Origin of the sequence: Pseudomonas sp. 2(2015), from assembly GCF_000955865.1 — a bacterium.
Lineage (GTDB): Bacteria > Pseudomonadota > Gammaproteobacteria > Pseudomonadales > Pseudomonadaceae > Aquipseudomonas.
On the sequence record NZ_JYOF01000021.1, the window covers coordinates 118,734 to 139,210 of the forward strand.

Annotated in this window: 29 protein-coding genes; 20 read left to right on the forward strand and 9 right to left on the reverse strand. The window is 58.6% G+C overall.

Going from position 1 to position 20,477, the window contains the following annotated elements:
- Nucleotides 1-29 precede the first annotated feature (29 nt).
- On the reverse strand, nt 30-953 hold the full coding sequence (locus tag UB48_RS23985) for a DNA cytosine methyltransferase (RefSeq protein ID WP_045201424.1): 924 nt from the start codon (nt 951-953) through the stop codon (nt 30-32).
- A 53-nt stretch (nt 954-1,006) separates the two neighbouring features.
- Between UB48_RS23985 and UB48_RS23990 the strand changes: the two genes are divergently transcribed.
- The gene (locus tag UB48_RS23990; RefSeq protein ID WP_045201425.1) at nt 1,007-1,297 is read left to right on the forward strand and encodes a hypothetical protein; all 291 of its coding nucleotides are present in this window, start codon (nt 1,007-1,009) and stop codon (nt 1,295-1,297) included.
- A gap of 81 nt (nt 1,298-1,378) precedes the next feature.
- Here the strand turns inward: UB48_RS23990 and UB48_RS23995 are convergent, their stop codons facing one another.
- The 6 genes from UB48_RS23995 to UB48_RS27795 all read right to left on the reverse strand — a co-directional run bounded on the left by UB48_RS23995 (nt 1,379) and on the right by UB48_RS27795 (nt 5,345).
- Nucleotides 1,379-2,599 (reverse strand): site-specific DNA-methyltransferase, encoded by a 1,221-nt coding sequence (locus UB48_RS23995; RefSeq protein WP_045201426.1) that lies wholly within the window; start codon nt 2,597-2,599, stop codon nt 1,379-1,381.
- Nucleotides 2,600-3,022: 423 nt separating this feature from the next.
- Nucleotides 3,023-3,472, reverse strand: a complete 450-nt coding sequence (locus UB48_RS24000; RefSeq protein ID WP_156160234.1) for a hypothetical protein — start codon at nt 3,470-3,472, stop codon at nt 3,023-3,025.
- Nucleotides 3,469-3,993 (reverse strand): hypothetical protein, encoded by a 525-nt coding sequence (locus tag UB48_RS24005; RefSeq protein WP_045201428.1) that lies wholly within the window; start codon nt 3,991-3,993, stop codon nt 3,469-3,471. The genes UB48_RS24000 and UB48_RS24005 overlap by 4 nt, the downstream gene beginning before the upstream one ends.
- On the reverse strand, nt 3,990-4,259 hold the full coding sequence (locus UB48_RS24010) for a hypothetical protein (protein WP_045201429.1): 270 nt from the start codon (nt 4,257-4,259) through the stop codon (nt 3,990-3,992). Before UB48_RS24010 ends, UB48_RS24005 begins: the two co-directional genes overlap by 4 nt.
- A gap of 22 nt (nt 4,260-4,281) precedes the next feature.
- Nucleotides 4,282-4,665 (reverse strand): response regulator transcription factor, encoded by a 384-nt coding sequence (locus UB48_RS24015; protein WP_045201430.1) that lies wholly within the window; start codon nt 4,663-4,665, stop codon nt 4,282-4,284.
- A 506-nt stretch (nt 4,666-5,171) separates the two neighbouring features.
- Complete coding sequence (locus tag UB48_RS27795; RefSeq protein ID WP_156160235.1) at nt 5,172-5,345, reverse strand: hypothetical protein; 174 nt, start codon at nt 5,343-5,345, stop codon at nt 5,172-5,174.
- A gap of 11 nt (nt 5,346-5,356) precedes the next feature.
- Between UB48_RS27795 and UB48_RS24020 the strand changes: the two genes are divergently transcribed.
- A complete protein-coding gene (locus UB48_RS24020; protein ID WP_045201431.1) occupies nt 5,357-5,542 on the forward strand; it encodes a hypothetical protein in 186 nt (61 codons plus the stop codon).
- Between the two features lie 407 nt (nt 5,543-5,949).
- Here the strand turns inward: UB48_RS24020 and UB48_RS28450 are convergent, their stop codons facing one another.
- Nucleotides 5,950-6,369: an HIRAN domain-containing protein gene (locus UB48_RS28450; protein WP_082075506.1), complete on the reverse strand. Its 420-nt coding sequence runs from the start codon at nt 6,367-6,369 to the stop codon at nt 5,950-5,952.
- Between the two features lie 45 nt (nt 6,370-6,414).
- Complete coding sequence (locus tag UB48_RS24025) at nt 6,415-7,062, reverse strand: S24 family peptidase (protein WP_045201432.1); 648 nt, start codon at nt 7,060-7,062, stop codon at nt 6,415-6,417.
- Between the two features lie 87 nt (nt 7,063-7,149).
- Between UB48_RS24025 and UB48_RS24030 the strand changes: the two genes are divergently transcribed.
- The 18 genes from UB48_RS24030 (at nt 7,150) to UB48_RS24110 (ending at nt 20,433) form a co-directional block, all read left to right on the forward strand.
- On the forward strand, nt 7,150-7,362 hold the full coding sequence (locus UB48_RS24030) for a YdaS family helix-turn-helix protein (protein ID WP_045201511.1): 213 nt from the start codon (nt 7,150-7,152) through the stop codon (nt 7,360-7,362).
- A gap of 101 nt (nt 7,363-7,463) precedes the next feature.
- A complete protein-coding gene (locus tag UB48_RS27800; protein ID WP_156160236.1) occupies nt 7,464-7,859 on the forward strand; it encodes a hypothetical protein in 396 nt (131 codons plus the stop codon).
- A gap of 491 nt (nt 7,860-8,350) precedes the next feature.
- On the forward strand, nt 8,351-9,115 hold the full coding sequence (locus tag UB48_RS24045; protein WP_045201435.1) for a helix-turn-helix domain-containing protein: 765 nt from the start codon (nt 8,351-8,353) through the stop codon (nt 9,113-9,115).
- Nucleotides 9,112-9,780: a replication protein P gene (locus UB48_RS24050; RefSeq protein ID WP_045201436.1), complete on the forward strand. Its 669-nt coding sequence runs from the start codon at nt 9,112-9,114 to the stop codon at nt 9,778-9,780. The genes UB48_RS24045 and UB48_RS24050 overlap by 4 nt, the downstream gene beginning before the upstream one ends.
- Nucleotides 9,781-9,976: 196 nt before the next feature.
- Nucleotides 9,977-10,273 carry a DUF1364 domain-containing protein gene (locus UB48_RS24055; RefSeq protein WP_045201437.1) on the forward strand — a complete coding sequence of 99 codons (297 nt, stop codon included), beginning with the start codon at nt 9,977-9,979 and terminating at the stop codon, nt 10,271-10,273.
- Entirely contained in the window at nt 10,270-11,571 is a 1,302-nt protein-coding gene (locus UB48_RS24060) for a site-specific integrase (RefSeq protein WP_045201438.1), read from the forward strand. The genes UB48_RS24055 and UB48_RS24060 overlap by 4 nt, the downstream gene beginning before the upstream one ends.
- Nucleotides 11,568-11,885 (forward strand): hypothetical protein, encoded by a 318-nt coding sequence (locus UB48_RS24065; RefSeq protein WP_045201439.1) that lies wholly within the window; start codon nt 11,568-11,570, stop codon nt 11,883-11,885. The genes UB48_RS24060 and UB48_RS24065 overlap by 4 nt, the downstream gene beginning before the upstream one ends.
- A 4-nt stretch (nt 11,886-11,889) precedes the next feature.
- The gene (locus tag UB48_RS28035; RefSeq protein ID WP_177329181.1) at nt 11,890-12,279 is read left to right on the forward strand and encodes an antiterminator Q family protein; all 390 of its coding nucleotides are present in this window, start codon (nt 11,890-11,892) and stop codon (nt 12,277-12,279) included.
- A 206-nt stretch (nt 12,280-12,485) separates the two neighbouring features.
- On the forward strand, nt 12,486-13,082 hold the full coding sequence (locus tag UB48_RS27805) for a hypothetical protein (RefSeq protein ID WP_156160237.1): 597 nt from the start codon (nt 12,486-12,488) through the stop codon (nt 13,080-13,082).
- Nucleotides 13,054-13,449, forward strand: coding sequence for a hypothetical protein (locus tag UB48_RS24070; protein ID WP_045201440.1), 396 nt, complete (start codon nt 13,054-13,056; stop codon nt 13,447-13,449). The genes UB48_RS27805 and UB48_RS24070 overlap by 29 nt, the downstream gene beginning before the upstream one ends.
- A 164-nt stretch (nt 13,450-13,613) precedes the next feature.
- Nucleotides 13,614-13,937, forward strand: a complete 324-nt coding sequence (locus tag UB48_RS24075) for a phage holin, lambda family (protein WP_045201441.1) — start codon at nt 13,614-13,616, stop codon at nt 13,935-13,937.
- Between the two features lie 3 nt (nt 13,938-13,940).
- A complete protein-coding gene (locus tag UB48_RS27495; RefSeq protein ID WP_045201442.1) occupies nt 13,941-14,261 on the forward strand; it encodes an HNH endonuclease in 321 nt (106 codons plus the stop codon).
- Nucleotides 14,262-14,515: 254 nt separating this feature from the next.
- Nucleotides 14,516-14,863 carry a phage terminase small subunit P27 family gene (locus UB48_RS24085; RefSeq protein ID WP_213570596.1) on the forward strand — a complete coding sequence of 116 codons (348 nt, stop codon included), beginning with the start codon at nt 14,516-14,518 and terminating at the stop codon, nt 14,861-14,863.
- Nucleotides 14,823-16,631 (forward strand): terminase large subunit, encoded by a 1,809-nt coding sequence (locus UB48_RS24090; protein ID WP_045201444.1) that lies wholly within the window; start codon nt 14,823-14,825, stop codon nt 16,629-16,631. Before UB48_RS24085 ends, UB48_RS24090 begins: the two co-directional genes overlap by 41 nt.
- Nucleotides 16,628-16,816, forward strand: a complete 189-nt coding sequence (locus tag UB48_RS24095) for a hypothetical protein (RefSeq protein ID WP_045201445.1) — start codon at nt 16,628-16,630, stop codon at nt 16,814-16,816. The genes UB48_RS24090 and UB48_RS24095 overlap by 4 nt, the downstream gene beginning before the upstream one ends.
- 2 nt (nt 16,817-16,818) lie before the next feature.
- Nucleotides 16,819-18,090 carry a phage portal protein gene (locus UB48_RS24100; RefSeq protein WP_045201446.1) on the forward strand — a complete coding sequence of 424 codons (1,272 nt, stop codon included), beginning with the start codon at nt 16,819-16,821 and terminating at the stop codon, nt 18,088-18,090.
- Complete coding sequence (locus UB48_RS24105) at nt 18,087-19,058, forward strand: S49 family peptidase (protein ID WP_045201447.1); 972 nt, start codon at nt 18,087-18,089, stop codon at nt 19,056-19,058. The genes UB48_RS24100 and UB48_RS24105 overlap by 4 nt, the downstream gene beginning before the upstream one ends.
- 61 nt (nt 19,059-19,119) lie before the next feature.
- Entirely contained in the window at nt 19,120-20,433 is a 1,314-nt protein-coding gene (locus UB48_RS24110) for a phage major capsid protein (protein ID WP_045201448.1), read from the forward strand.
- The last annotated feature ends 44 nt before the right edge of the window (nt 20,434-20,477 follow it).

The window sequence follows — 20,477 nt, forward strand, 5'->3', positions numbered from 1 at the left end:
ACTGGTTGAGCGAGACGACTGACCGCGCTTCACGCCGCTTGCATTAGAGCTTCAATTACTCGCTGGCCGGCCAGTGGCGGTACCGCATTGCCCGCCATATGCATGGTCAGTCGGTGGTTGTCTGGGCGAAGGGTGTCAGCCGGGAACGACATTGCGGCCAGCGCCTCGCTGGCGCTGAGCATCCGCATCCGGTCGCCGTCGACCAGGGCCCAGCGGTCCAAAGTGGTGATGGTGCCGATCGGCCGGTTGATGTCGCGCCCGGTAGTGCCTGAGCCTTTACCGTAGTAGGGCATGATGAACCGCTCGCCGAAGCGCTGGCGCCCGTTGCGGACTCGGTCGAGAGTGGCTGGGGCTCTGCCTGGCTTCTCGATCGGCGACCAGCGCCCGGCGTCGAAGTCGAGGAAGCTGGCTGCCGGTACATGGCGCTCCTGCGGCAGCTGCAGCATCAGCGGCGCCTTGCTGCGCGTCAGCACCATGAACAGGCGCACCCGATGCTGCGGCACGCCGAGGTCGGCGCAGTCGACAATGTGCGGCGCGGCTTGATAGCCCAGCGCCTGCACCGCCTGCAGCCAGGCAGGGTAGAGCACCCAGTCAGTGAACTCAGGCACGTTCTCGATCACCGCCGCTTGTGGCCGGTGGAACTCAAGGGCCGATACCGGCGCCCAGGCCGTCGAGCGCGAGGCGTCGTGCTCAGGGTTGCCCGACTTCTTGCCCCGGGCCTTGGCGTGGCCTTGGCAGCAAGGGGAGGCGAGCAGGATGTCGTGAGAGGGCACCTGCTCCCAACGGGCTTGGTGCAGGTCTTGGCAGACGTGCTGGGTGTCGGGGTGGTTGGCGCTATGCCATTCAACGGCCACTGGCCAGTGGTTGGCCGCCCAGAGAACCTGGACGCCGGCGGCGCGCGCGCCAGTGCTCCATCCGCCGAGTCCGGCGAATAGGTCGATTGCTGTGGGCATGGGGATACCTCGCGGCTATAGTTCTGCCAGCAGCCAAAAAGGAGATGGCATAGATGTCGGAATGGAGTGAGGTTGTTGCTGGCGCGATCGGCGGCGGGCTGGTTTTGGCTATTCAAGCCTTTGTGAGCCGGTACACAGGTCAACGGGATGCTGACAAGATTTTCGGTTGGCTAACCGAGGAGGCCGCTAAGCCCGGCAACTTTGAATCGAGGACGACCAGGGCAATTGCAAAGGCTGTGAGCATGGATCCTGCTCGCGTGGTTCATATTTGCTACAACGATGTCCGCATTGATCCGGTTATCGGTGAACGAGATGACCTATGGAGACTGAGCGGAAAGACCTAGTCGCCGCAGAAGCAATAGATGCCTTCGTCCATATCGGCGAAGAGGTCTATTGCTGTGGTCATGGAAGTCTCGCTGTAGTGGTCAGCAGCCGAACAGGCTGAGCTGTTGCTCAGGGGGTGGCTCGCGCAACGCAGTGACCTTTGCCAGCTCGTGCTCGATACGGGCCTTGGCGATCGCCAAGTACTCTGGGTCGAGTTCGCAGCCGATGAACTGGAATCCTTCGCGCATGGCGGCCTTGCCGGTGCTGCCGCTGCCCATAAACGGGTCGAGCGTGGTACCGCCAATCGGGGTAACCAGGCGCAGCAGATAGGCCATGAGATCAGTTGGCTTTACGGTTGGGTGGTGATTGCCGTTGCGCTTGGGCCAGTCCGCTTGCTCACGCTCTCGCATGGTTGCGCCGGTGGATACGGCCGGATGCTCGACGGTAGAAAGCCCGTCGTTGCGATCGGCTCGACTGGCCTTGGCGCAGTAGAAGAACCGTGCGGCGCTTCCAGAGTCCATGCGGCGCTCACCTGGCTTCATCCTAAAGCCGACCAGTCCGGCATTGCTGCTGTCGGCCGATGGTTCCGCGCCGCGGCCCCGGCGCATGGCTCCATAAGCGTTCTGTGTTTTCCTAGCCTCCGAACTGGTGCTGGCATTTGCCTGCTGCCCAGGCGCATCCGGGAACTGATCAAGCACTGCAGGGCTACCGTCGTGCACCAGATTCGCGGGCCACCGGCCCAGAGCCGATGCTTCAGTGGTCCGGAGTACTCCACCCGATCGCCCTCCCACGAAGTTACCTCCGCGCATGTCGGTAGTCGTCACACGGTCCCAATGCTTCGCCAGCTTGACTGCGTCAATCGCCTCGACTCGACAAGCATCGATATTGATGGCTCCAGTTCCGTGCTCAGCTACATTTCCTGCCACAGTGCCAATGAAGGGCTTGCGCGCTACGGTGATCGGCTCCAGCGCCGGCTTTAGTGCGGTTCCCCAGCCTTGCCAGTCTCCGCCCAGGTTGTGCGACTTGGGAAAACCCGAGCCATACACCCAGGCGATCATGTCGCGGATCTCGAACCCGGCGTCTTCAATGCGTACGGCCATGCGGTGCTGGGTGCGGGTTCCGGCGAAGGCCAGTAGGTGGCCTCCAGGTTTGAGCCCGCGAAGACATTCAGTCCAGATTTCTACACTGGGCACGTCATAATCCCAGCGCTTACCCATGAAGCTGAGCCCGTAGGGAGGGTCAGTCACGATGCTGTCTACCGAGTTTTCAGGCATGGCACGCATCGCCTCGATGCAGTCGCCAAAGTGAAGCGTGTACGTCATGGCAGGCTCCAGGCGTGCAGGCGCCGCCCTCGCCAGGGTGGCGTGATTCGTTGAAGTGGGGTATTACGAGGTTTAGAGATTAACTATTAGCTGGCGGCGATAATGATGGATAAGCATGCGAAGGTTGTATTTCTAAACGAGATTGAAACTCAGACCAACTGGGCGCTAAATGCAATGGGGGCGTTAGGGAATGCCATAAAGAGGATGCGCTCTAATGAGGTTTCGGATAACGATCGCTCTATAATTCGCGCTGAGTACTTTAGGACGACTCACAGTTTTTTAACCCATCTAAGTAACGTTTCAAGGCTGATCTGGCCCCCAGCTTTTTTTCAAACTGACTGTGGATGCAAGAAGCTGAGGTCCAAAGGACTGAAATGCAAAAAATGCTTGTCTAGAGAGCGCGCCTTGGTACTGCAGGAACTGTTAGGTTTGGTTGGTGAGGATCACCCCATAAAAAACAGAACGCTTCGAGATCACTTGGAACATTTTGACGAACGCATTGATGAGTGGTTGCAGACGAGTACTCGACGTAATTTTGTCCAAGACCATATTGGCCCTAGAGGTGGCATATATGGCATAGATGAGTCGGATATGATGAGGCAGTTTGATCCAGGTAATGGAGACTTCGTTTTTAGAGGTGAGGTGTTCAATCTGGGGTATTTGAAAGAGGGTGCCCAAGATATCCTTCAAAGGATTCCGATTGCCAATGAGAGGGCACACAAGTAAACAGATCTTCTTCCTGTCGCGGTAATCCGCCGAGTGCTTGGCTGCCCCGTCTTCTTCTCGGCAATTGCCGATACCTCTCAAGCCGCTGGGCGGCATGTTGATCCATTGCTGGCGCCGGCCATGCCGGACGCGGTTCATACGCTTCACTTCAGCTTCCCACGCAAAGGGAAATCGATGCCTTGATCATTGATCAGTCGAACCAGGTATCCGTAGCTGATGCCAAGCTTCTGCACCACTTGGTTCCGAGTGATGCCGGTACCGGCCAGGGCCTTGACCTGCTCACCGTGCTTGGCGCGCTGCTCATCGCGCTTCTTTTTCGTCGCGGCCCGGGCTCTGCGCTCGGTGCTGCTGACCAGGAAGGTGATTAGGTGCGCCTTTGACAGCCGGAGAAGCCTGGCACGCTCGATGCCGCTGACCTCAACGGCCTCGGTGAATGTGTGGGTCTTGGCCAGGTTGCGTACCAGGTCGATCTCTGCACGGCTGCCAGGCTTCGGCGGGCTGCATTCCTCGACAACTGCATCAGCGGCAAGCGGCCGGGCAGGGCGTGGCTCGAACGAAGGTCCGGGCAACTCCGTTGGCTTGCCGCCGCTGGCAAAGAACTGATCAATGCTGGCGCTGAGCTGGTCCAGCACCTGCTGGCGCTGATTGGGGATAGGATCGCCGATCATTGCCGCCCCACCAGCTTGCGCGTTGCAGCTGCCTCCAGAGCATCAACAAACCGCAGGGCTGCCTTGTAGGTGAAGCAGAAGCAGCGCGTCTTGCCGGTTTCTACGTCGACGATGTGCCACGCCTTGCCCTTGGCTACGGCCTTGTACCGCGGTTCAGTCGCTGGAGCGGGAAGGCCGATCTTGGCGTAGAAGTCAGCGGTGGCCAGGATGGTACGTTCGCGCAGGGCGGCCAGGCCGTCCACGCGCTGCTGCATGACTGGGTGCATGGTGAGCTCCTCGGGGTGGGTGTCAGGCGTGCAGGTCGAAGGATTCGGCCTTGCGGATGATTCGGACCTGGGCAATGCGGCGCTCAGGTACGCGGCGGTCCCGGCGCATTGGGTCGATATCGCCCATGACGGCGTGCATGGCCATCAACCCGGCCAAGGCGATGCATAGCGGGCTGATGATCTGGCGCTTCATGGCCTCGGCGACCAGAGCCGCACGGCGGTGAACACCGAGCTTGTACATCGCGTTTTCGATGCGGTTGGCCACGGTGCCCGGCGTGATCTGCATCAGGCGGGCAATCTCTTTGGCTGTCATGCCCTGAGCAACCGCAAGCAGGGCTTCAAGTTCACGCGGGGCCAGGCCGCGCCCGAGGAAGCCCTTCCAGGAGCCGCTGGTGATCGTTTCCATGATGAGTAACCTTGGGTGATGGCTGCATTGGTAGAGCGCTTCCTGCACTGTCGTCCTGAACCCTTGAATAGGACCAGGAAGAGCTCTACCGATGCAGCCTGGTGATGGGGAACCAGGTGTATCGGGCCGGTTACTGATCCGGCGTCGATGCCATCGACAGTCCGCTTGGTCTCTGACCGCTGTCGGGTCCGGCGGCAAGCCGGCGCACTCCGTGACCGATATTCTGTCGTCGGTCAAAGCGCCTGGGTCTGTAGCGCCCAGTCATGCTGCCAATCCCCATGGCGGGGCGAGGCACCTCATCTGCTACTTCATGATTGCGACCCTCCATTGCTCGCTCACTGGGAAGGCAGTGGCCACCTATCGAAGCTGCATTGGAATGTCGGTCCACACCATTTTTTGCAATCGACGTCCGGGTATTCGCCACAATCTGATTGCTCTGGAGATGCTTTTTTCATGACCCGCCGACATTCCAATGCAGCCTCTTTCGAGGGATCGGGCAGTTAACGTCAGGCTGACGTGGTGCTGGCCGTATCGGTGGCGGGCGTCAATGAGTAGCCGTCTTCGCCATACGTTTTGGTCAGGCGCTCATTCACCTGCTCAAGCGAGTAGGCGATGCCCGAATGGCCATTGGGGCCTCGGTAGATGTACATTCCGCTCTTCGACTCGTAGGTAAATTGCACAGGAGTACTCCATGGTTGGATCTATTGAGCCAAGGTTTGGCGCAGACGTTTACATCAGCGAAAACAACGCCGTTTGCATTAAGCAATCTCGTCCAGGTACCGATCAGGTCTTGGTTCTGCACCCTTCTGAGGTGCATGAACTGATCGTTTTGTTGAGGCTTGCTGTGCAAGAGGCTGAAGAGGCCGAGAAGGCGTAGTCAGCTACTTCTAGTCATCATCCCGAAGCGCCCGGTCTGCCAGGCGCTTCAGTGATGCTTTCCACGCTCAGGCCCGCTACTGGCGGCAGCCTGGGCGCACATCGTTCGTTGTTCCTCCGACCGCGACCCTGATCCGCCGGATAACTCGTCTTGGCGCTTTACGCTGCACGCCTGGGTCAGTTGCCAACCCTCTGGACAGTTGAGGCCTGTCCATCGCTGCCTTCGTTGCTGGCCGGTGGTGATCCGGCGATGAGGTGATTATGAGTATGCTCATATTTCTTGTCAATGAGTTCTCTCATAAAAATTATGAGCTATACCATATTGTGCTTTTGCGGATATAAAAAAACCCGCACAAGGCGGGTTGATTTGTAAGTCTTGGGTTGGCCTGGTCTAGCGCACCAGCTGCATCATGCGGGGTGACTGGCAGTGTTTGGCTTTCTCTCTGGGCGTGGTGGCCAGCTTGCTACAGCCTCTATGGATACTCGCGGGAATGTTTTGTCCTCCGGCGAAAAGTGACTGCGCACGTAGGCCTCGACAATGGTGCCCCCATTGGCAAATCTCGCCGTGAAGCTTTTGGCCCAGCGTTCACTGATATAGCCGATCTGATAGCGATATGGGCCAAAGAAGAGCCACCGCTTGACTGCGATGTACACCGCTATTGCGTTTGGATCGTGCGCGTTATTAGGTTCTGGTACGAGGAAAACGTCCATTCCGTCTCGGACAAATCGCCGTATCAGCTCCGCTCTGGACGTCCCATTCGGATTGTTGAAGCCAGTACCTTTCACTGTGAGCTGATAAACAGCTCCCTGTTCTTTCGCATCTTTCATAATTCCTCGCTATGAAGCGATCAACGTTTGATCCGGCTCGACAGCTCAGAAACGACCCAGCACCTTGCTGGGAGCAAGGATGTTTCCTACGTAGTGGATCTTTTCAATGTCCGCCCAAGAAATGACGCGACGTTCGCCATAGGCGGCATTCACTGAGGCGAGGTTTACGCCTTCCTCATTCTCAAACAACAGCTCTTTGACCATGCTCTGGCCATCGGTTGTAGTGACCATTACGTACTCGCCCGGAACCAACCGGTGATTCGGCTCGCACACGGCGATCCAGCCACTGCGAATTGCGGGCGCCATTGAATCGCCTTTCAGGCGCAAGGCATATGCGTCCTCGTCGCGGGTCCAGGTCTCAACCCACCCATCTGCCACATCAAGACCAATCCAATAGCCATCGTTACCGAGCTGGGCGGTGCCCACGATTTCAATCCTTCGAGCGGGGGAAAAAATTGGCGGTCCGGTAATGACGTTGCTATCGGTGGATAACATCTCCCCGGTTCCTTCTGCCAACCACAAAGCGCTTACGCCGCAGGCGCTGGCTATCTGGGCCATGTAGCTCGTCCCTTGGGACTTCCCGCGCTCAAGGTTCGAAATAGAGGTTTGGTCCATCCCCACCTTTGCGGCGAGCTGGCCTTGGGTGAGGCTCGCGTGAGCCCTGGCTGTCTTAATTCGGTCTTTAAGTTCCATTGTAGGAGTATCAGGGGGGCTCCCATATTCTTGCAAATGAGTATTCCCATGAGTTACTGTATGATAATTCCCATATTGAGGCGTGCCATGAGCACTATTTACAAAGAACTCGTCACCCATTTTGGGACGCAGGAGATTACCGCCGCTCAACTCGGCGTGGACCAAAGCACAGTTTCCGGTTGGGTGCGCGGTAAGCACGGAATGTCTCCAGTGGTTGCGAAGCGAGCTGATCGGCTCACTGGGGGCAAATTCAAGAAAGAGGATCTTTGTCCGGCGTTTCCTTGGGAAGACGTCACCTGACAACACTAAGTATGCAGAGCCTGGCATTGCGCCAGTAGATGACCAAAACACCTGAGAATCCATCCAGTACTGGAAGCGCACCAACCAGCAGGGAGCATCAAATGAACGGAGCAGTCACCCAGTCGGTTCCTTCACCGCGCGAGCGTGAGGAGGCAGCAAGGCAGCTTCTGGCGGGTATCGCCGTTCTGGACGGCAATCATCCGCCAGTGCTGGTGTGGCCCGAAGCGGCGACGCTTCGTGAGCGCGCCAACTGGCTTTCAGATCAGGCCAAAGATTTTCTGGAGAGGGCTGATCTGTTCGACGCTCGCATGGCCGCTTTTAGCTCAGATGAACCTCAAGCTCTCGAAGAGCAGACGGGCTATGTGCAAGCATCGAAAGAATCGGCGCCGATTCCTCAGTCGTCAGTTTCATCTGCATCAGCTCATCTCGAAGTAGAAAAAGATAGTCGTCTTCAGTCATGTCCGCGGATTGATCAGGGCTCCAGTGATGCTTGTTGAGCAAGTGCAAGTTGAGTGCCTGGTTCGTAGTCAAGTGCGACCAAGTCGCCCTTGGGTCCTTCGCAATCCTCTCTGCGAAACAGGAGAGCTTGTAGTAACCCAGGGCCCAGAACTCGGCTTGATGTGGGTTATGGCCGGGCCACCGCAGACCCTGATCGCTATTCATCAGTTCTTCGCAGCGACTCACCAGTTCAAACCAGCACGCCTGGTGGTTCATCCGACTGAGTTTCATATGTCCGGTCTCCTTGGACCTTTTCGTGTGGGAGCAAAAAGCTACCACGGATGCACCGGACACCAATAACGCCTGAATTGCAGGCATAAAAAAACCGCCTGGCAGGGCGGCTTCTTCAAAACACAACAAGGTCGATTATGCACACTACAGTCGAGTCAATCAACTCTAGGGCTATCGCGTCAGCTTTCGGTATTTCTCCAAAGCTGTCGCGTAAGTGCGGGTCGTGGAATAGTGGGGGTAGGGTGTGAGTGTTCAAGCCATGACTTGGGCACTGGCCATCCCTAAAGCTGCACTGGATAACCCCGCTGCGCGCCATGTTCTCCTGTGTCTGGCCAACTATGCCGGCAGCGACGGGCGCGGTGCATTCCCGTCTGCCGGGACCCTCTCCGAAGACACTGGTCTGTCCGAGCGCACGGTGCGCCTGAAACTTAATGAGTTGGAGAAGGGCGGGTGGATCGCCGAAGGCAATCAAGCAATCGCCGCTGCCTACATAGATCGCCGCGACCGGCGCCCAGTGGTCTATGACCTTCAGCTAAAGCGGGGTGCATCTGCTGCACCTCGTAAAGAACGGGGTGCAGATAACCGCACGGGGTGCAGCTCACAGCAGAACGGGGTGCAGGAAAACGCAGAACGGGGTGCAGCAGCTGCACCCAATCCGTCAATGAACCATCAAGGAACCGAAGAGCAGCAGCCGCGCGATTTGGCCAACGTGATCGAGGAGCAGGATCACCAGGCCATCGAATCACAGGACGACCGGCAGCGCTTCGCCATGTTCGCCGAGTGGAACCCACCGGCGGACCTGTTAACCACCCAGCTGAAATTGGCAGGCCTGAGCCTGGAGGCGCTGACCGAGGAAACGCTTCAGAGCTTCCTGGGTTACTACGTCGCCAAGCCGCGGGTGTTCGACAGCAACGGCGGCTGGTGCTTCCGGCTGGCCAAGTGGGTCAAGACCGAAAAAGCAAAAGGTGCAGCGGAGCAGGAAGAGGCCGGCGCCGACTGGGCCAAGAATGGAGTTCGAGTATGACCGCAACCAACGTCCGCCAATTGCTGGCCAACCGCCGGACTGATCCCGCCTACCAGCCACCGGTAGAGCCTGGGGCGATGCCGATCGACCCAGCCACCCAGCAAGTGATTGAGGATCTGTTCTTGCGTTTGCGCGGCGCTTGCGGGGCTTGGCGCCAGTCCTGGCCAACCGAGGCTGTGATGAATGCGGCCAAGCTGGAATGGCTCGGCGAGTTCATGCGCTCGGGCATTACCCGCCTGGAGCAGATCGACCACGGCATGCGGGTGCTGAGCGCGAGTAAGTCCCCGTTTGTTCCGGCGCCTGGCGTGTTCGTGAGCTGGTGCTTTGCCCCGGAAGGTCTGGGCCTACCTAGTACCGACAAGGCCTACGCCCAGGGGCTTCGCAACTGCCACCCGGCCATGCGCTCGGCGGCGAAGTGGATGCATCCAGCGGTCTACCACGCCACGGCGGCGGTCGGCTTTCACAGCCTACCGCTGATGTCGCGTGAGCTCGGGCTGAGCTGCTTTGAGAAACACTACCTGGCGCAGTGCCGGAAGATCTGGCAGGGCGAGAGCCTGGGCCCGGTACCGATAGCCGAGCTCGCCGCCCCGGCTGCGCCGCGTTCGCTGGATGTTGGCCGTGCCGCGCTTGAGGCGCTGCGCTCCGCTCGGGGTGCCCGGCCATGATTGATCCGAACTTACTTCCTCCCGACCTCACAGAATACCGCTGGGCACTGTACTGCCGCAGCCACTTGCTCGGTCTCTCCGACAGGCCGGAGCCGCCTGTTGCCCTTTACCGAGACGAGCAGGTTGCCCGAGCGCATGGCGGCAAGCTGTGGCCATCCACCTGGCTCGTTATTGATCTCCACAAGGACGAACGCTCATGAAGCAATCCAAGTTGACCAAGGCCGCGCGTGGCCGGGAATGCCAGGTGCGCATTCCGGGCGTCTGCAACGGCGACCCCGGCACCACCGTGTTGGCCCATTACCGCATGGCCGGCACCTGTGGCGTCGGCATGAAACCGAACGACCTGCAGGGTGCTCATGCCTGTAGCGCCTGTCACGATGCATGCGACGGCCGTAGCAAGATTGTTGACCGTGTGACCGCGCGCCAGTACCACGCCGAAGGCGTGATGCGTACCCAGGATCTTCTGATCCGTGAAGGGGTGATTGCCGCATGAGCAAGACCCGCGCGGTGAAGTTCACTGACGCCGAAATCCGCCGGCAGGCCGCCGATCCCGCCGTGCATGACCTGCGCGACCCGCGTCACCCCGGCCTGTACCTGCGATTCGGCCAGGACCGGCAGCGCGGGTCGTGGTACCTGGTGAAGGGCAAGGCCTGGAACCAGATCGCCCGTTATCCCGAGCTGGGTGCCGCCGCGGTGCTGGCCGAGTTGCCCGCGCTTCGTCAGCGCCTGTTGCGTGACCCGGACGCCGCTGTTGCCCTGGGCAGTCTTTCCAGCGTAGGCCAACTGCTCGACTGGTACAGCGACCGCATGAGCCGCGACCGTTCGCTGTCGACCAAGCGCAAGACCGGCGCCAAGTCGGCCATTGCGTGCCACCTGAAACCACGGCTGGCCGATGTGCCGATTCGGGCCGTGTCGGCACCTGAGTTGGACAAGCTGCTGATGTGGCCCGCGCAGGAAGTGCTTTCTCTGTCCTACGTGCGCCAACTGTTCGGCCTGCTGGTCGTCGCATTCCGTCAGGCCCATAAGCTGGGGCTGATCGATACCAACCCCATGGCCGCGCTGAAGTTCGTCGACTTCACCAAGGCCCGAATCATGCCCAAGCCGGCCCGGCTGCGCGGCGTGCACCTGGTCGAACTGGTGCCCATGCTGGCCGGTCTGTTCGACAGCGAACCCGGCGAGGCCATGCTTGCACTGATGATGCTGTGCCATGGCACCCGGGTGGGTGAGACCCGACTGGCGCGCTGGGCCGATATCTCGATGGCAGACAGCGAGTGGTTCATCCCGGCCGAGCACACCAAGACCCGCACCGAGCATCGGCTGCCACTGACCGCCCAGACCAAGGCCATGCTGAGCCGGTATCGCGCCGCCCAGACCGCCCAGGGCTACGAGGGCATCTACCTATTCCCGTCGCGGCGTGGCCGGGCACTGAGCGAGGGCCAGGCCAGCGCCGTGTTCACACGTCTGGGCCAGGGCGAATGGACCAGCCATGACCTGCGCAAGGTCGCCCGCACGGCCTGGACTGACCTGGGCATCGACGGCCACATCGGAGAGATGCTGCTGAACCACTCGCTGGGCAAGATCGCCTCGACCTATATCAACACCCAGGCCCGGGAGCAGCGTCTGGCCGCACTGGAGAAGTGGCACGCCTGGTTAGATGAACGCGGATTCAACGCGGTTCACAACCTGACAGGCGCCCAATATGAAGATTCGCAAAACCCTGTGCAGCCCTTGAATGGCGTGGCTTGCAAGGCAATTCCGGAAATTGTTAATAGCGAGGTTTCAAAAGCATGAACAAGAGCCACGGCCCGGCGTTTCGCAAGCAGGCGATGGAGCTGGCCCAGTGCCCGGCGTGCCGTGGCAAAGCGGTGATCAAGGGCGTGTTTCATGACCTGGCCTGCGTGCAGTGCAACGCCTCGGGTTGGGTGGTCGCCGCGACGGGGGAGGCGCTGCCGGTGGAAGACCTGGTCACGCAACTGAGTCTGCGCCTGCAGGCCGCGCAGCGACAGATCAACGAATTGAAACACCCTCGGGCCACTGGGCCGGAGGCGATTTATCAGGAAGTCAACCGGCTGGGTGCCGGGGGCATTAATTACACAGGGGATTGAGATAATGATGATTCGAAAGCCAGCTGGTAGGCCGCTGGGAGATACAGAGTATTTGTTGGAGCAATGGGGGTGGTGGCGGATGGATGGAGCAGGGTTGCCGAGCTGCATTTCACCGTCTTTTGCATTAATGCGGGAAGCTACGCCACAACCATCGGCGTGTAAGGACTATTGCATTACTGATGACTGGGCGATTGCCATTGACAGTGCAGTTGCCAAGCTATCTCGCCGGGATCAGCAGATGGGGGATGTATTATGGCTCTACTATGGAGCGAAATGGCCCATGGTGCGAGTTGGTAAGCACTACCACATAAGTGAGGGAAAGGCTCGGGAGCTGGTTCGTGCGGGCGCTGCATGGATTGACTGCGCTGTCGTAGATCTACGAGAGTCTGCGTAACTCTGACTCAGTTTAGCGGCATGTAGGGTACGTGATTGATACTGCTTCTCCATGTTTTGAGTGGTGGGAATGCTCGCTCATTATTGTTTTGCGCTATATGCAATATAGCAATTAACCTTAGCTCTTAATCGCTTGACAGCACAGGGATCTCACCTAGCATCTTCCTATATGGTTGAGTAGGTCCAGTGCATCTGGAGGAAGGTAGCATGGTGATCAAATTACGCCCCTGCATCGCTATGCCAATCTTAATGGTGAGTTTCGCTTTGCATGCACAGACCATTTTTCCTAAAGATGATGATTTGCATGCTATTAAAGATGCATGTGGAGCCGGAAGCATTGAGTCTGTATCAGCAAAGACTCAAGTGGATGCAGCGATCAAAAACTGGAAGCAGGCATCTGTTGATGCGGAGGTGAAAGCCGCGAAACAGAATTTAACCGGTGCTCTTGGTAACTTGAAGGGTGACGAGCATGTCGAAGGTGTTTTTAAAATATACGTAGCATGCTTGAAAGATACGATCCAGCAATTTATGGATGATGCAAACAAAAAGGCTCCGGATGTCACTGCAGTTGGCAGTGCGACTATTGTTCGTAACGCATTTTCCTCAGACCAAGAGGCTGAAGACGAAGGATGTAAGCGTGCGACGAAGAATGCCATTGTAAATGCGAAAGATGAGTGTAGTACCAACGAGGTAAAAGTCATTGGGAAAGAGTGTCCTGCTGAAACAGGAGGTGTTAGGACGTACACCTCAAGGATAAATGTAAAGTGCGTGGGGAATGATCATGTTGCGAGCGAGGCAAGTTAATATTTGGCTGAACTTCGCGTTATTGATTTGTTTTGTTTTTGCTGGCCAAGCGAATGCTAGTTGCCGGGTCGATGATATGGTTAAGCTCTATAAGCAGGGGAGCGGAAAAGCTGCTATTGGAGAGGCCTGTGAAGACGAAGTCGATGATGCGCCAAAGTGTGACTTTGATAAGGTTGTTTCGAAGGTGTTCAAGAAGCAGAGCGCATGGTCAATAGTAGATGATTGCAAGGAGTGTGAAAATCCCAAGTGTTTTACTCAGGTTGGTGAGTGTGACATGGTTCAGATGAAGAAGAACGCTAAGGAAGGAGATAGCTGCGGATGCTTTACTCCGGGTGGCGTCATTCCGGGAGATTTGGTCTGTGACTAATGTGTTTTTACGATTTAAAGAAATATCATTAGATAGTTTTCCGCGCGGAATAGATGTGTTTTCATAGCAGCGTGTATTGCTGTGAACGCAGCGAGACGCTTCCCAAAGCCCTGCCATTGAGCAGGGCTTTTTCGTTTTTACTCCCTGCAACGGGAGGTATTGAGATGCCGAACATGCCTGAGAAGGATCCTGGCCTGTGGGCCGCTCTGATTGCCTGGGTGATCGCCCATCAGCCGCAGCTCTACGCTGCCGGTCTGTCAGTTGTCATCGCTGCGCTCCGAGTTGTATACGGCGGCGGTACTCGCCGACAGATGTTCTTGGAGGGCGCTTTGTGCGGCCTCATCACCCTGGCCCTGGTGCCGCTGCTCGAATGGATGGGCTTGCCGCAGGGCATGGCAACCTTCGCCGGTGGTGCTGTTGGCTTCATGGGTGTGGAGAAGCTGCGGGGATACTCCGATCTGTTCCTGTCCCGCAAGGCGCAGGGCTAACGCATGACTCTACCCGCAGAAGGTAAGAAGCCAAAGCCCTATGGCTACCGCTGGCAGCAGGCCCGCGAAGGCTGGTTACGCAGCCATCCGCTGTGTACTCGATGCCATAAAGACGGTCTCGTTAAGCCCGCCACCGTCGTTGACCACATCAAACCACACCGCGGCGACATGTCCCTGTTCTGGGATCGGAGCAACTGGCAATCGCTGTGCACCAACTGCCACAGCTCCTACAAGCAGCGTTTGGAGAAGTCAGGACGCGAGGTTGGCTGCGACGTCAGCGGCAGGCCTCTGGACCCACGGCACCACTGGAATCAGCCCTCCTGAGCCCTCACAGGCCCAGTCAAGCGGTCTTCCCAGGGGTAGGGGGGGTAAAAAGTTTTTTGCGAAGCCTTTCCTGACCGTTCGCCCCCCTCTTTGTGCAAAGCCGCGAAATGAAATGTTTTTTTTGAGAGCAAACAATGGCCGGGAGACGACCCACTCCGACGGAGCTGAAGCTTGTCAGAGGGAATCCTGGTAAGCGTCCGATCAACAAGAACGAACCCAAGCCTGCGAAGCGTATCCCCAGCGCGCCAGGACATTTGAGCAGTGAAGGCCAGGTCGCATGGGGACGCCTCACGGTTCTGCTGGATCGCATGGGGGTGCTCACTGAAGCCGATGGCTTCGCGCTGGAGCGGCTCTGTGATTGCTACGCCGAAATTCTTGCCCTGCGCGACCTGGTCGATGCACAGGGGCGCACCTACGAAACCACCAGCACCCAAGGTGAGCTGGTACTTAAGGCGAACCCGGCAGTTGCCATGCTGGCCGACGTCGACCGTCGCTTCAAAAGTTATCTGGTCGAGTTCGGCCTGACTCCGGCCGCTCGATCCAAGGTCCAAGTGAAAGACGATGAGCCAAAAGAAGACGAGTTCGCGGAGTTCTTCGGTTGAGGATCCCGCGACCCAATACGCCAGGGAGGTGCATTCCGGCCAGCGGCTAGCGGGGCCCGACATCCGAAACGCATGTGCTCGCCATTTGCGGGATTTGAAGGAAGGACCTAAGCGCGGGCTGGTCTGGGATCTGGAAGAGGCCAACAAGGCCATTCGCTTCTATCGCACCGTTCTGAAGCTCAATGGTGGGGAGTTCGAAGGGCTGCCCTTCGAGCTGCTGCCCTGGCAGAAATTCATCGTCGGCAGCATCTTTGGTTGGAAGTCTGAGGATGGGTATCGTCGCTTTCGCGTTGTGTATGTCGAGAGCGGAAAGGGCTCGGGCAAATCTCCCTTGGCCGCCGGCGTCGGGCTGAAAGGACTGGTCAGCGACAATGAGGCCCGCGCCGAGATCTACGCGGCCGCGACCAAAAAAGATCAGGCAATGATCCTGTTCCGTGATGCCGTTGCGATGGTCCAGCAGTCGCCGGAGTTGACCAAGCGCCTTGCCTGTAGCGGCACTGGCCAAAACATCTGGAACCTGGCTTACCTCAAGTCGGGGTCATTCTTTCGCCCGATCAGCTCAGATGATGGCCAGTCCGGCCCAAGGCCGCACATGGCACTGATCGACGAGGTGCATGAGCACAAGACCAACATGGTCGTGGAGATGATGCGAGCCGGCACCAAAAGCCGTAAGCAGGCATTGATCTTCATGATTACCAACAGCGGCTCCAACAAGCGCGGGCCGTGCTGGGAATACCACGAGTACGGCACCAGGGTGGCAGCGGGATCATTGATCGATGACGGCTTTTTCGCCTACATCTGCTCGCTTGATGAGGGCGATGATCCCATCAGGGATGAGAGCTGTTGGTTCAAATCAAACCCATCGCTGCAAGACGCCGACCTCCCAGGCATGAAGTACTTGCGAGAGCAGGTCACAGAGGCGCGAGGCATGCCGAGCAAGGAGGCAATGGTGCGCCGCCTGAACTTCTGTGAATGGACTGGCGCAGAGTCGCCCTGGATCTCGTGGGATGTCTGGAGCCAGGCTGAAGAGCGCGTGCCGATGTCGCTGCTGCGCAATCGCCCCAGCGTTGGCGGCCTGGATCTGTCCAGCACGACCGACCTGACATCGTTCGTTTTGCTGTTCTATCCGACCTATGAGGATCCGCACTGGCGGTTGCTCCCGTACTTCTGGATTCCTGACCACGAGCTGGACAAGCGCGAAGTCCGCGACAAGGTGCCTTACGCCGCGTGGATCAAATCGCGGGATCTAGAAACAACCCCTGGGCGTGCGATCAGCAAGCTACACGTGCTGCGCAGGATGCAGACGATCTGCGATTTCTTTCAGGTCGACAAGATTGCATTTGACCGTTGGCGGATCGAAGACATGCGTCAGCTGATGGTCGAGTACGACATCACGCTGCCGGAACTCGTCGAGTTCGGTCAGGGCTTCAAGGATATGGGGCCTGCAGTTGATGAGTTTGAGCGGCGCTTGCTCGGAATGACCGAGCTTCAGCCGGGGCCTGAAGATGAAACCGAGGAATTCTTTGACGATGCGGTCTCGGCGGAAGCGGTGGAGTCGCTGCGTCATGACGGCAATCCGGTAATGACGTGGTGTGCCGGTAACGCGGTAATCGTTTCCGACCCTGCAAACAACCGCAAAGCAGACAAGGCGAAGGCAACAGGTCGGATCGACGGCATCATCGCCGCGATCATGGCCACGGGCATCAGCGGCGCTGCGTCATCCGGAAGCAATGGCAGTTCCATATACGACGAAGGAGTTGGAGTTTGAACAGCATCGCAATCGCTGCATGGGTTGCCGGCCTGGTTGGCTTCGGCTCGCTGGTCGCCGGCGTCGCTCTGATCAATGTTCCCGCGGCATTCATTACTGCGGGCGTCGGTCTCATCGGTTGGGCCTGGCTCGCTGACAAAGCGGCCGCTCGCATGCAAATCAATCATAAGCCTGAGGGAGGCTGAGCATGTTCTTCAGCAACCTTCTCGGTGCCAACGAGGGGCTGGTCTCCGATGGGGGAAGCAGCTTTTGGCGGGGCCTGATCGGCTCTAGCCGCTCGGCGGCTGGGGTTACGGTAACTCCAGACAGCGCGCTTGCAATTACTGTTCTGCAGACTTGCGTCACACTTCTGGCCGAGAGCGTGGGCCAGCTGCCACTTGAACTGTATCGCCGACTGGGTGACGGCAAGCGCGAATCTGCTACGGCCCACCCGCTCTATGACGTCCTTCGCTACCAGCCAAACCCCTGGCAGACCCCTTACGAGTACCGCGAAGCTGGCCAGCTCGCCTTGGGCTTGCGCGGTAATTGCTACAGCTACATCGAGCGCAACGACGACGGTTCAGTTAAGGCGCTCTATCCGCTGGGCAACGACAAGGTGACGGTACTTAAGGGGGGAGATCTGCGGCCTGTCTATCGGATCGGCGGGCACGATCCTCTGCCTATGCGGCTGGTCCATCATGTGCGATGGCACACCAAGAATCACTACACGGGCCTTTCACCCGTTGAGCTACATGCCGATGCGGTCGGCTTGGCGCAGGCGGTCAGGCAATACGCAGGCAAGTCATTTGCCAATGGCACTGCGGTCAGCGGCGTTATCGAGCGTCCACGCGAGGCGCCGCCCATCAAAGAGCAGGGCAGTATCGATCGGATTCTCGACCAGTGGGGCAACAAGTTCTCTGGGATCGACAATGCGAAAAAGGTCGCAATGCTGCAGGAAGGCATGACCTTCAAACCGGTGTCGATGAACAACGTCGACGCCGAGTTGCTGGGCATACTCAAAGCCACTGGCCTGGATATCGCCCGGATTTACAAGATTCCACCGCACATGATCAACGAGCTGGAGAAGGCCAGCTACAACAGCCTTGAACAGCTGCTGATCCAATACGTGATCTTTGCCCTGGTGCCGTGGGTCAAGCGCCACGAGCAGGCAATGATGCGCGACTTCCTGCTACCGGCGGAGCGGCGCGAGTACTTCATCGAGTTCAACCTCTCCGGCCTGCTACGTGGCGACCAGAAAAGTCGGTACGACGCCTACGCGATCGGCAGGCAATGGGGCTGGTTGTCGATCAACGATATCCGGCGGCTGGAAAACATGCCGCCCGTTGCCAACGGCGACAGCTATCTACAGCCGCTGAACATGACCGACGTCGCCCACGGCCTGCCCGACATGAACAACCCTGACGTCCGCGCCCAGCTCGAGCAGCAGCGCGACGATATCCTGAGGATGCTTGCTGCATGAAACGACATCTGCGCGCTGCCAGCTTGCTGTTCAATCAGCCGCTGCTAACGACCCCCGATATGCTGGACCTGGCGGTGCGCTGGGCCAACCAAACCATGAGCTTGAACATCGTCAATCTAGGCGTGGGCGGCGCGGCTGCTGGTCCGTTGCTGTTCCACGATGAAGAGGACTACCAGATTGAGCAGGACCGCCGCGAAGAGCAGCGCCGCGCTGCTATCGCCCAAACAGGCATTGAGGTGATCCCGGTCCATGGCGTGCTGGTGAGCCGCGGTAGTCACTTGAATGCCTGCGAAACGATGACCAGCTACGAAGGACTACGCGCCGCACTGAACGTAGCGGTAGCTGACCCGATGGTTGAACACATCGTGCTCGATATCGACAGTCCAGGTGGCAGCGCAGTGGGGGCTTTCGAACTCGCCGCTGATATCCGTGCCGCTACCAAAGTGAAGCCCATCACTGGCCTGGTCAATTTCATGGCGTATTCCGGCGGTTATCTAATTGCGTCTGCTTGCTCCGAAGTCGTGGTCAGCCTGACATCGGGTGTGGGGTCCATCGGCGTGATTGCCAGCCACATGGATCGCTCGAAGATGCTCGATGGTATGGGCGTCAAAGTGACCACGGTGTTCGCGGGGGCGCACAAGAACGACTTGAGCCCCAACGAGCCACTGACCGAACGGTCCCAGCAGGTGCTCAACGATATTGTGCAGGAGAGCTATCAGCTCTTTACCACGCAAGTCGCCGATTACCGCAACCGTGACGTGGCAGACATCATTGCGACCGAGGCAGCCTGCTATCGCGGCGCAGCGGCTATTGCCGCCGGCCTGGCCGATCGCCTCGAAGCGCCTCAGCTCGCGGTAGACAATCTTTCTCAAGCGGTCGCACTCAGTCGCGCGCAGCGACTAGGCGCCATACCGCGACAACGAATCAGTGTGCAAGCCGCAGCGCTCGCCATTCAGACCCAACTCTGACCGCGTTCGCGGCAGTGATACCAACCGCCTACGGGCGGTTTTTTTATGCCCAGGAGGCAGTATGTCCCTCGTAACTCAATTGCGTAGCGAACGCGCCACTCTCAACAGTCAGATCCAGGCCCTGGCCCAGCTTGAAGCCGCGGGCACCTCGCTCAGCGTCGAGCAGTTGGCCCAGTTCGAACAACTCAGCACCCAGTTCAATGCTCTCACGGACAAACTTTCGCGTGCAGAAGCCGCTGAGCGAATGGCGACCGCAAGCGCAGTACCTGTCAGCGAGAGTGCTCAGGGTCTGAATGGTCCACCCAGCAATATCAGCGGTCCGTTCACCGCCAAGCCGGTACCAGGTGCCAACATGGCGCAGATGGTGCGCGTGCTGGCTGCCGCACGTGGCGACCAGCATGCCGCCGCCAAAATGGCCGCAGATTCCGGCTACAACCCCGAAATCGCCATGGCGCTCAGCACCGTCACACCCGGTGCCGGCGGCGTACTGGTACCGCAGAACTTCTCCAGCGAAGTGATCGAGTTGCTACGACCGAAGTCGGTGGTGCGCAGCCTGGGCGCCGTGTCGTTGCCGCTGCACAACGGCAACCTGACGGTACCGCGAATCAAGGGTGGTGCAGTTGTTGGTTACATCGGCACTGAAGAAGACATGCCGACCACCGACATGCAGTTCGATGATCTGAAACTCTCGTCGAAGAAGCTGGCGGCCCTGGTGCCGATCAGTAATGACCTGCTGTCGTACTCCGGCACTAATCCAAGTGTTGATCGCCTGGTCGTGAATGACCTGGTGGCATCCGTAGCGACGGCTGAAGACTTGTCCTTCCTGCGTGGCGCCGGCACCGGAAACCTGCCCAAAGGTCTGCGCTTCTGGGCGCCGGCCTTCAACGTGTTCGCCGCACCGGCGGAAATGACACTGCAGGCTGTGGAGCTCGCCCTGTCGGCCTTGATCCTGCGTCTGGAGAATGCCAACTCCAACATGACGGCACCAGGCTTTGCCATGGCGCCCCGCACCAAGCGTTGGCTGGCGGCCTTGCGTGATGGCAACGGTAACAAAGCCTACCCGGAGCTGGATCAAAACATGCTGAAAGGGTTCCCGGTTGGCTCGACCACCCAGATCCCGATCAACCTGGGCGCCGATGGCGATGCTTCGGAAATCCATTTTGCGGACTTCGCCGACTGCTTCATCGGCGAGGACGACGCCATGGTTATCGATTTCAGCAAGGAAGCCACCTACAAGGACAGCAACGGCAACGTCATCAGTGCTTTCCAGCGTGATCAGACGCTCGTGCGTGTGATCGCCAAGCACGACTTTGGCCCGCGCCACGTCGAGTCTGTGGCGGTGATGACTGACGTCAAATGGGGCCGCTCGCTGTAAGGCATTCGCCCGGCACGCCGGGCATCCAATACTTGAAACCGGGG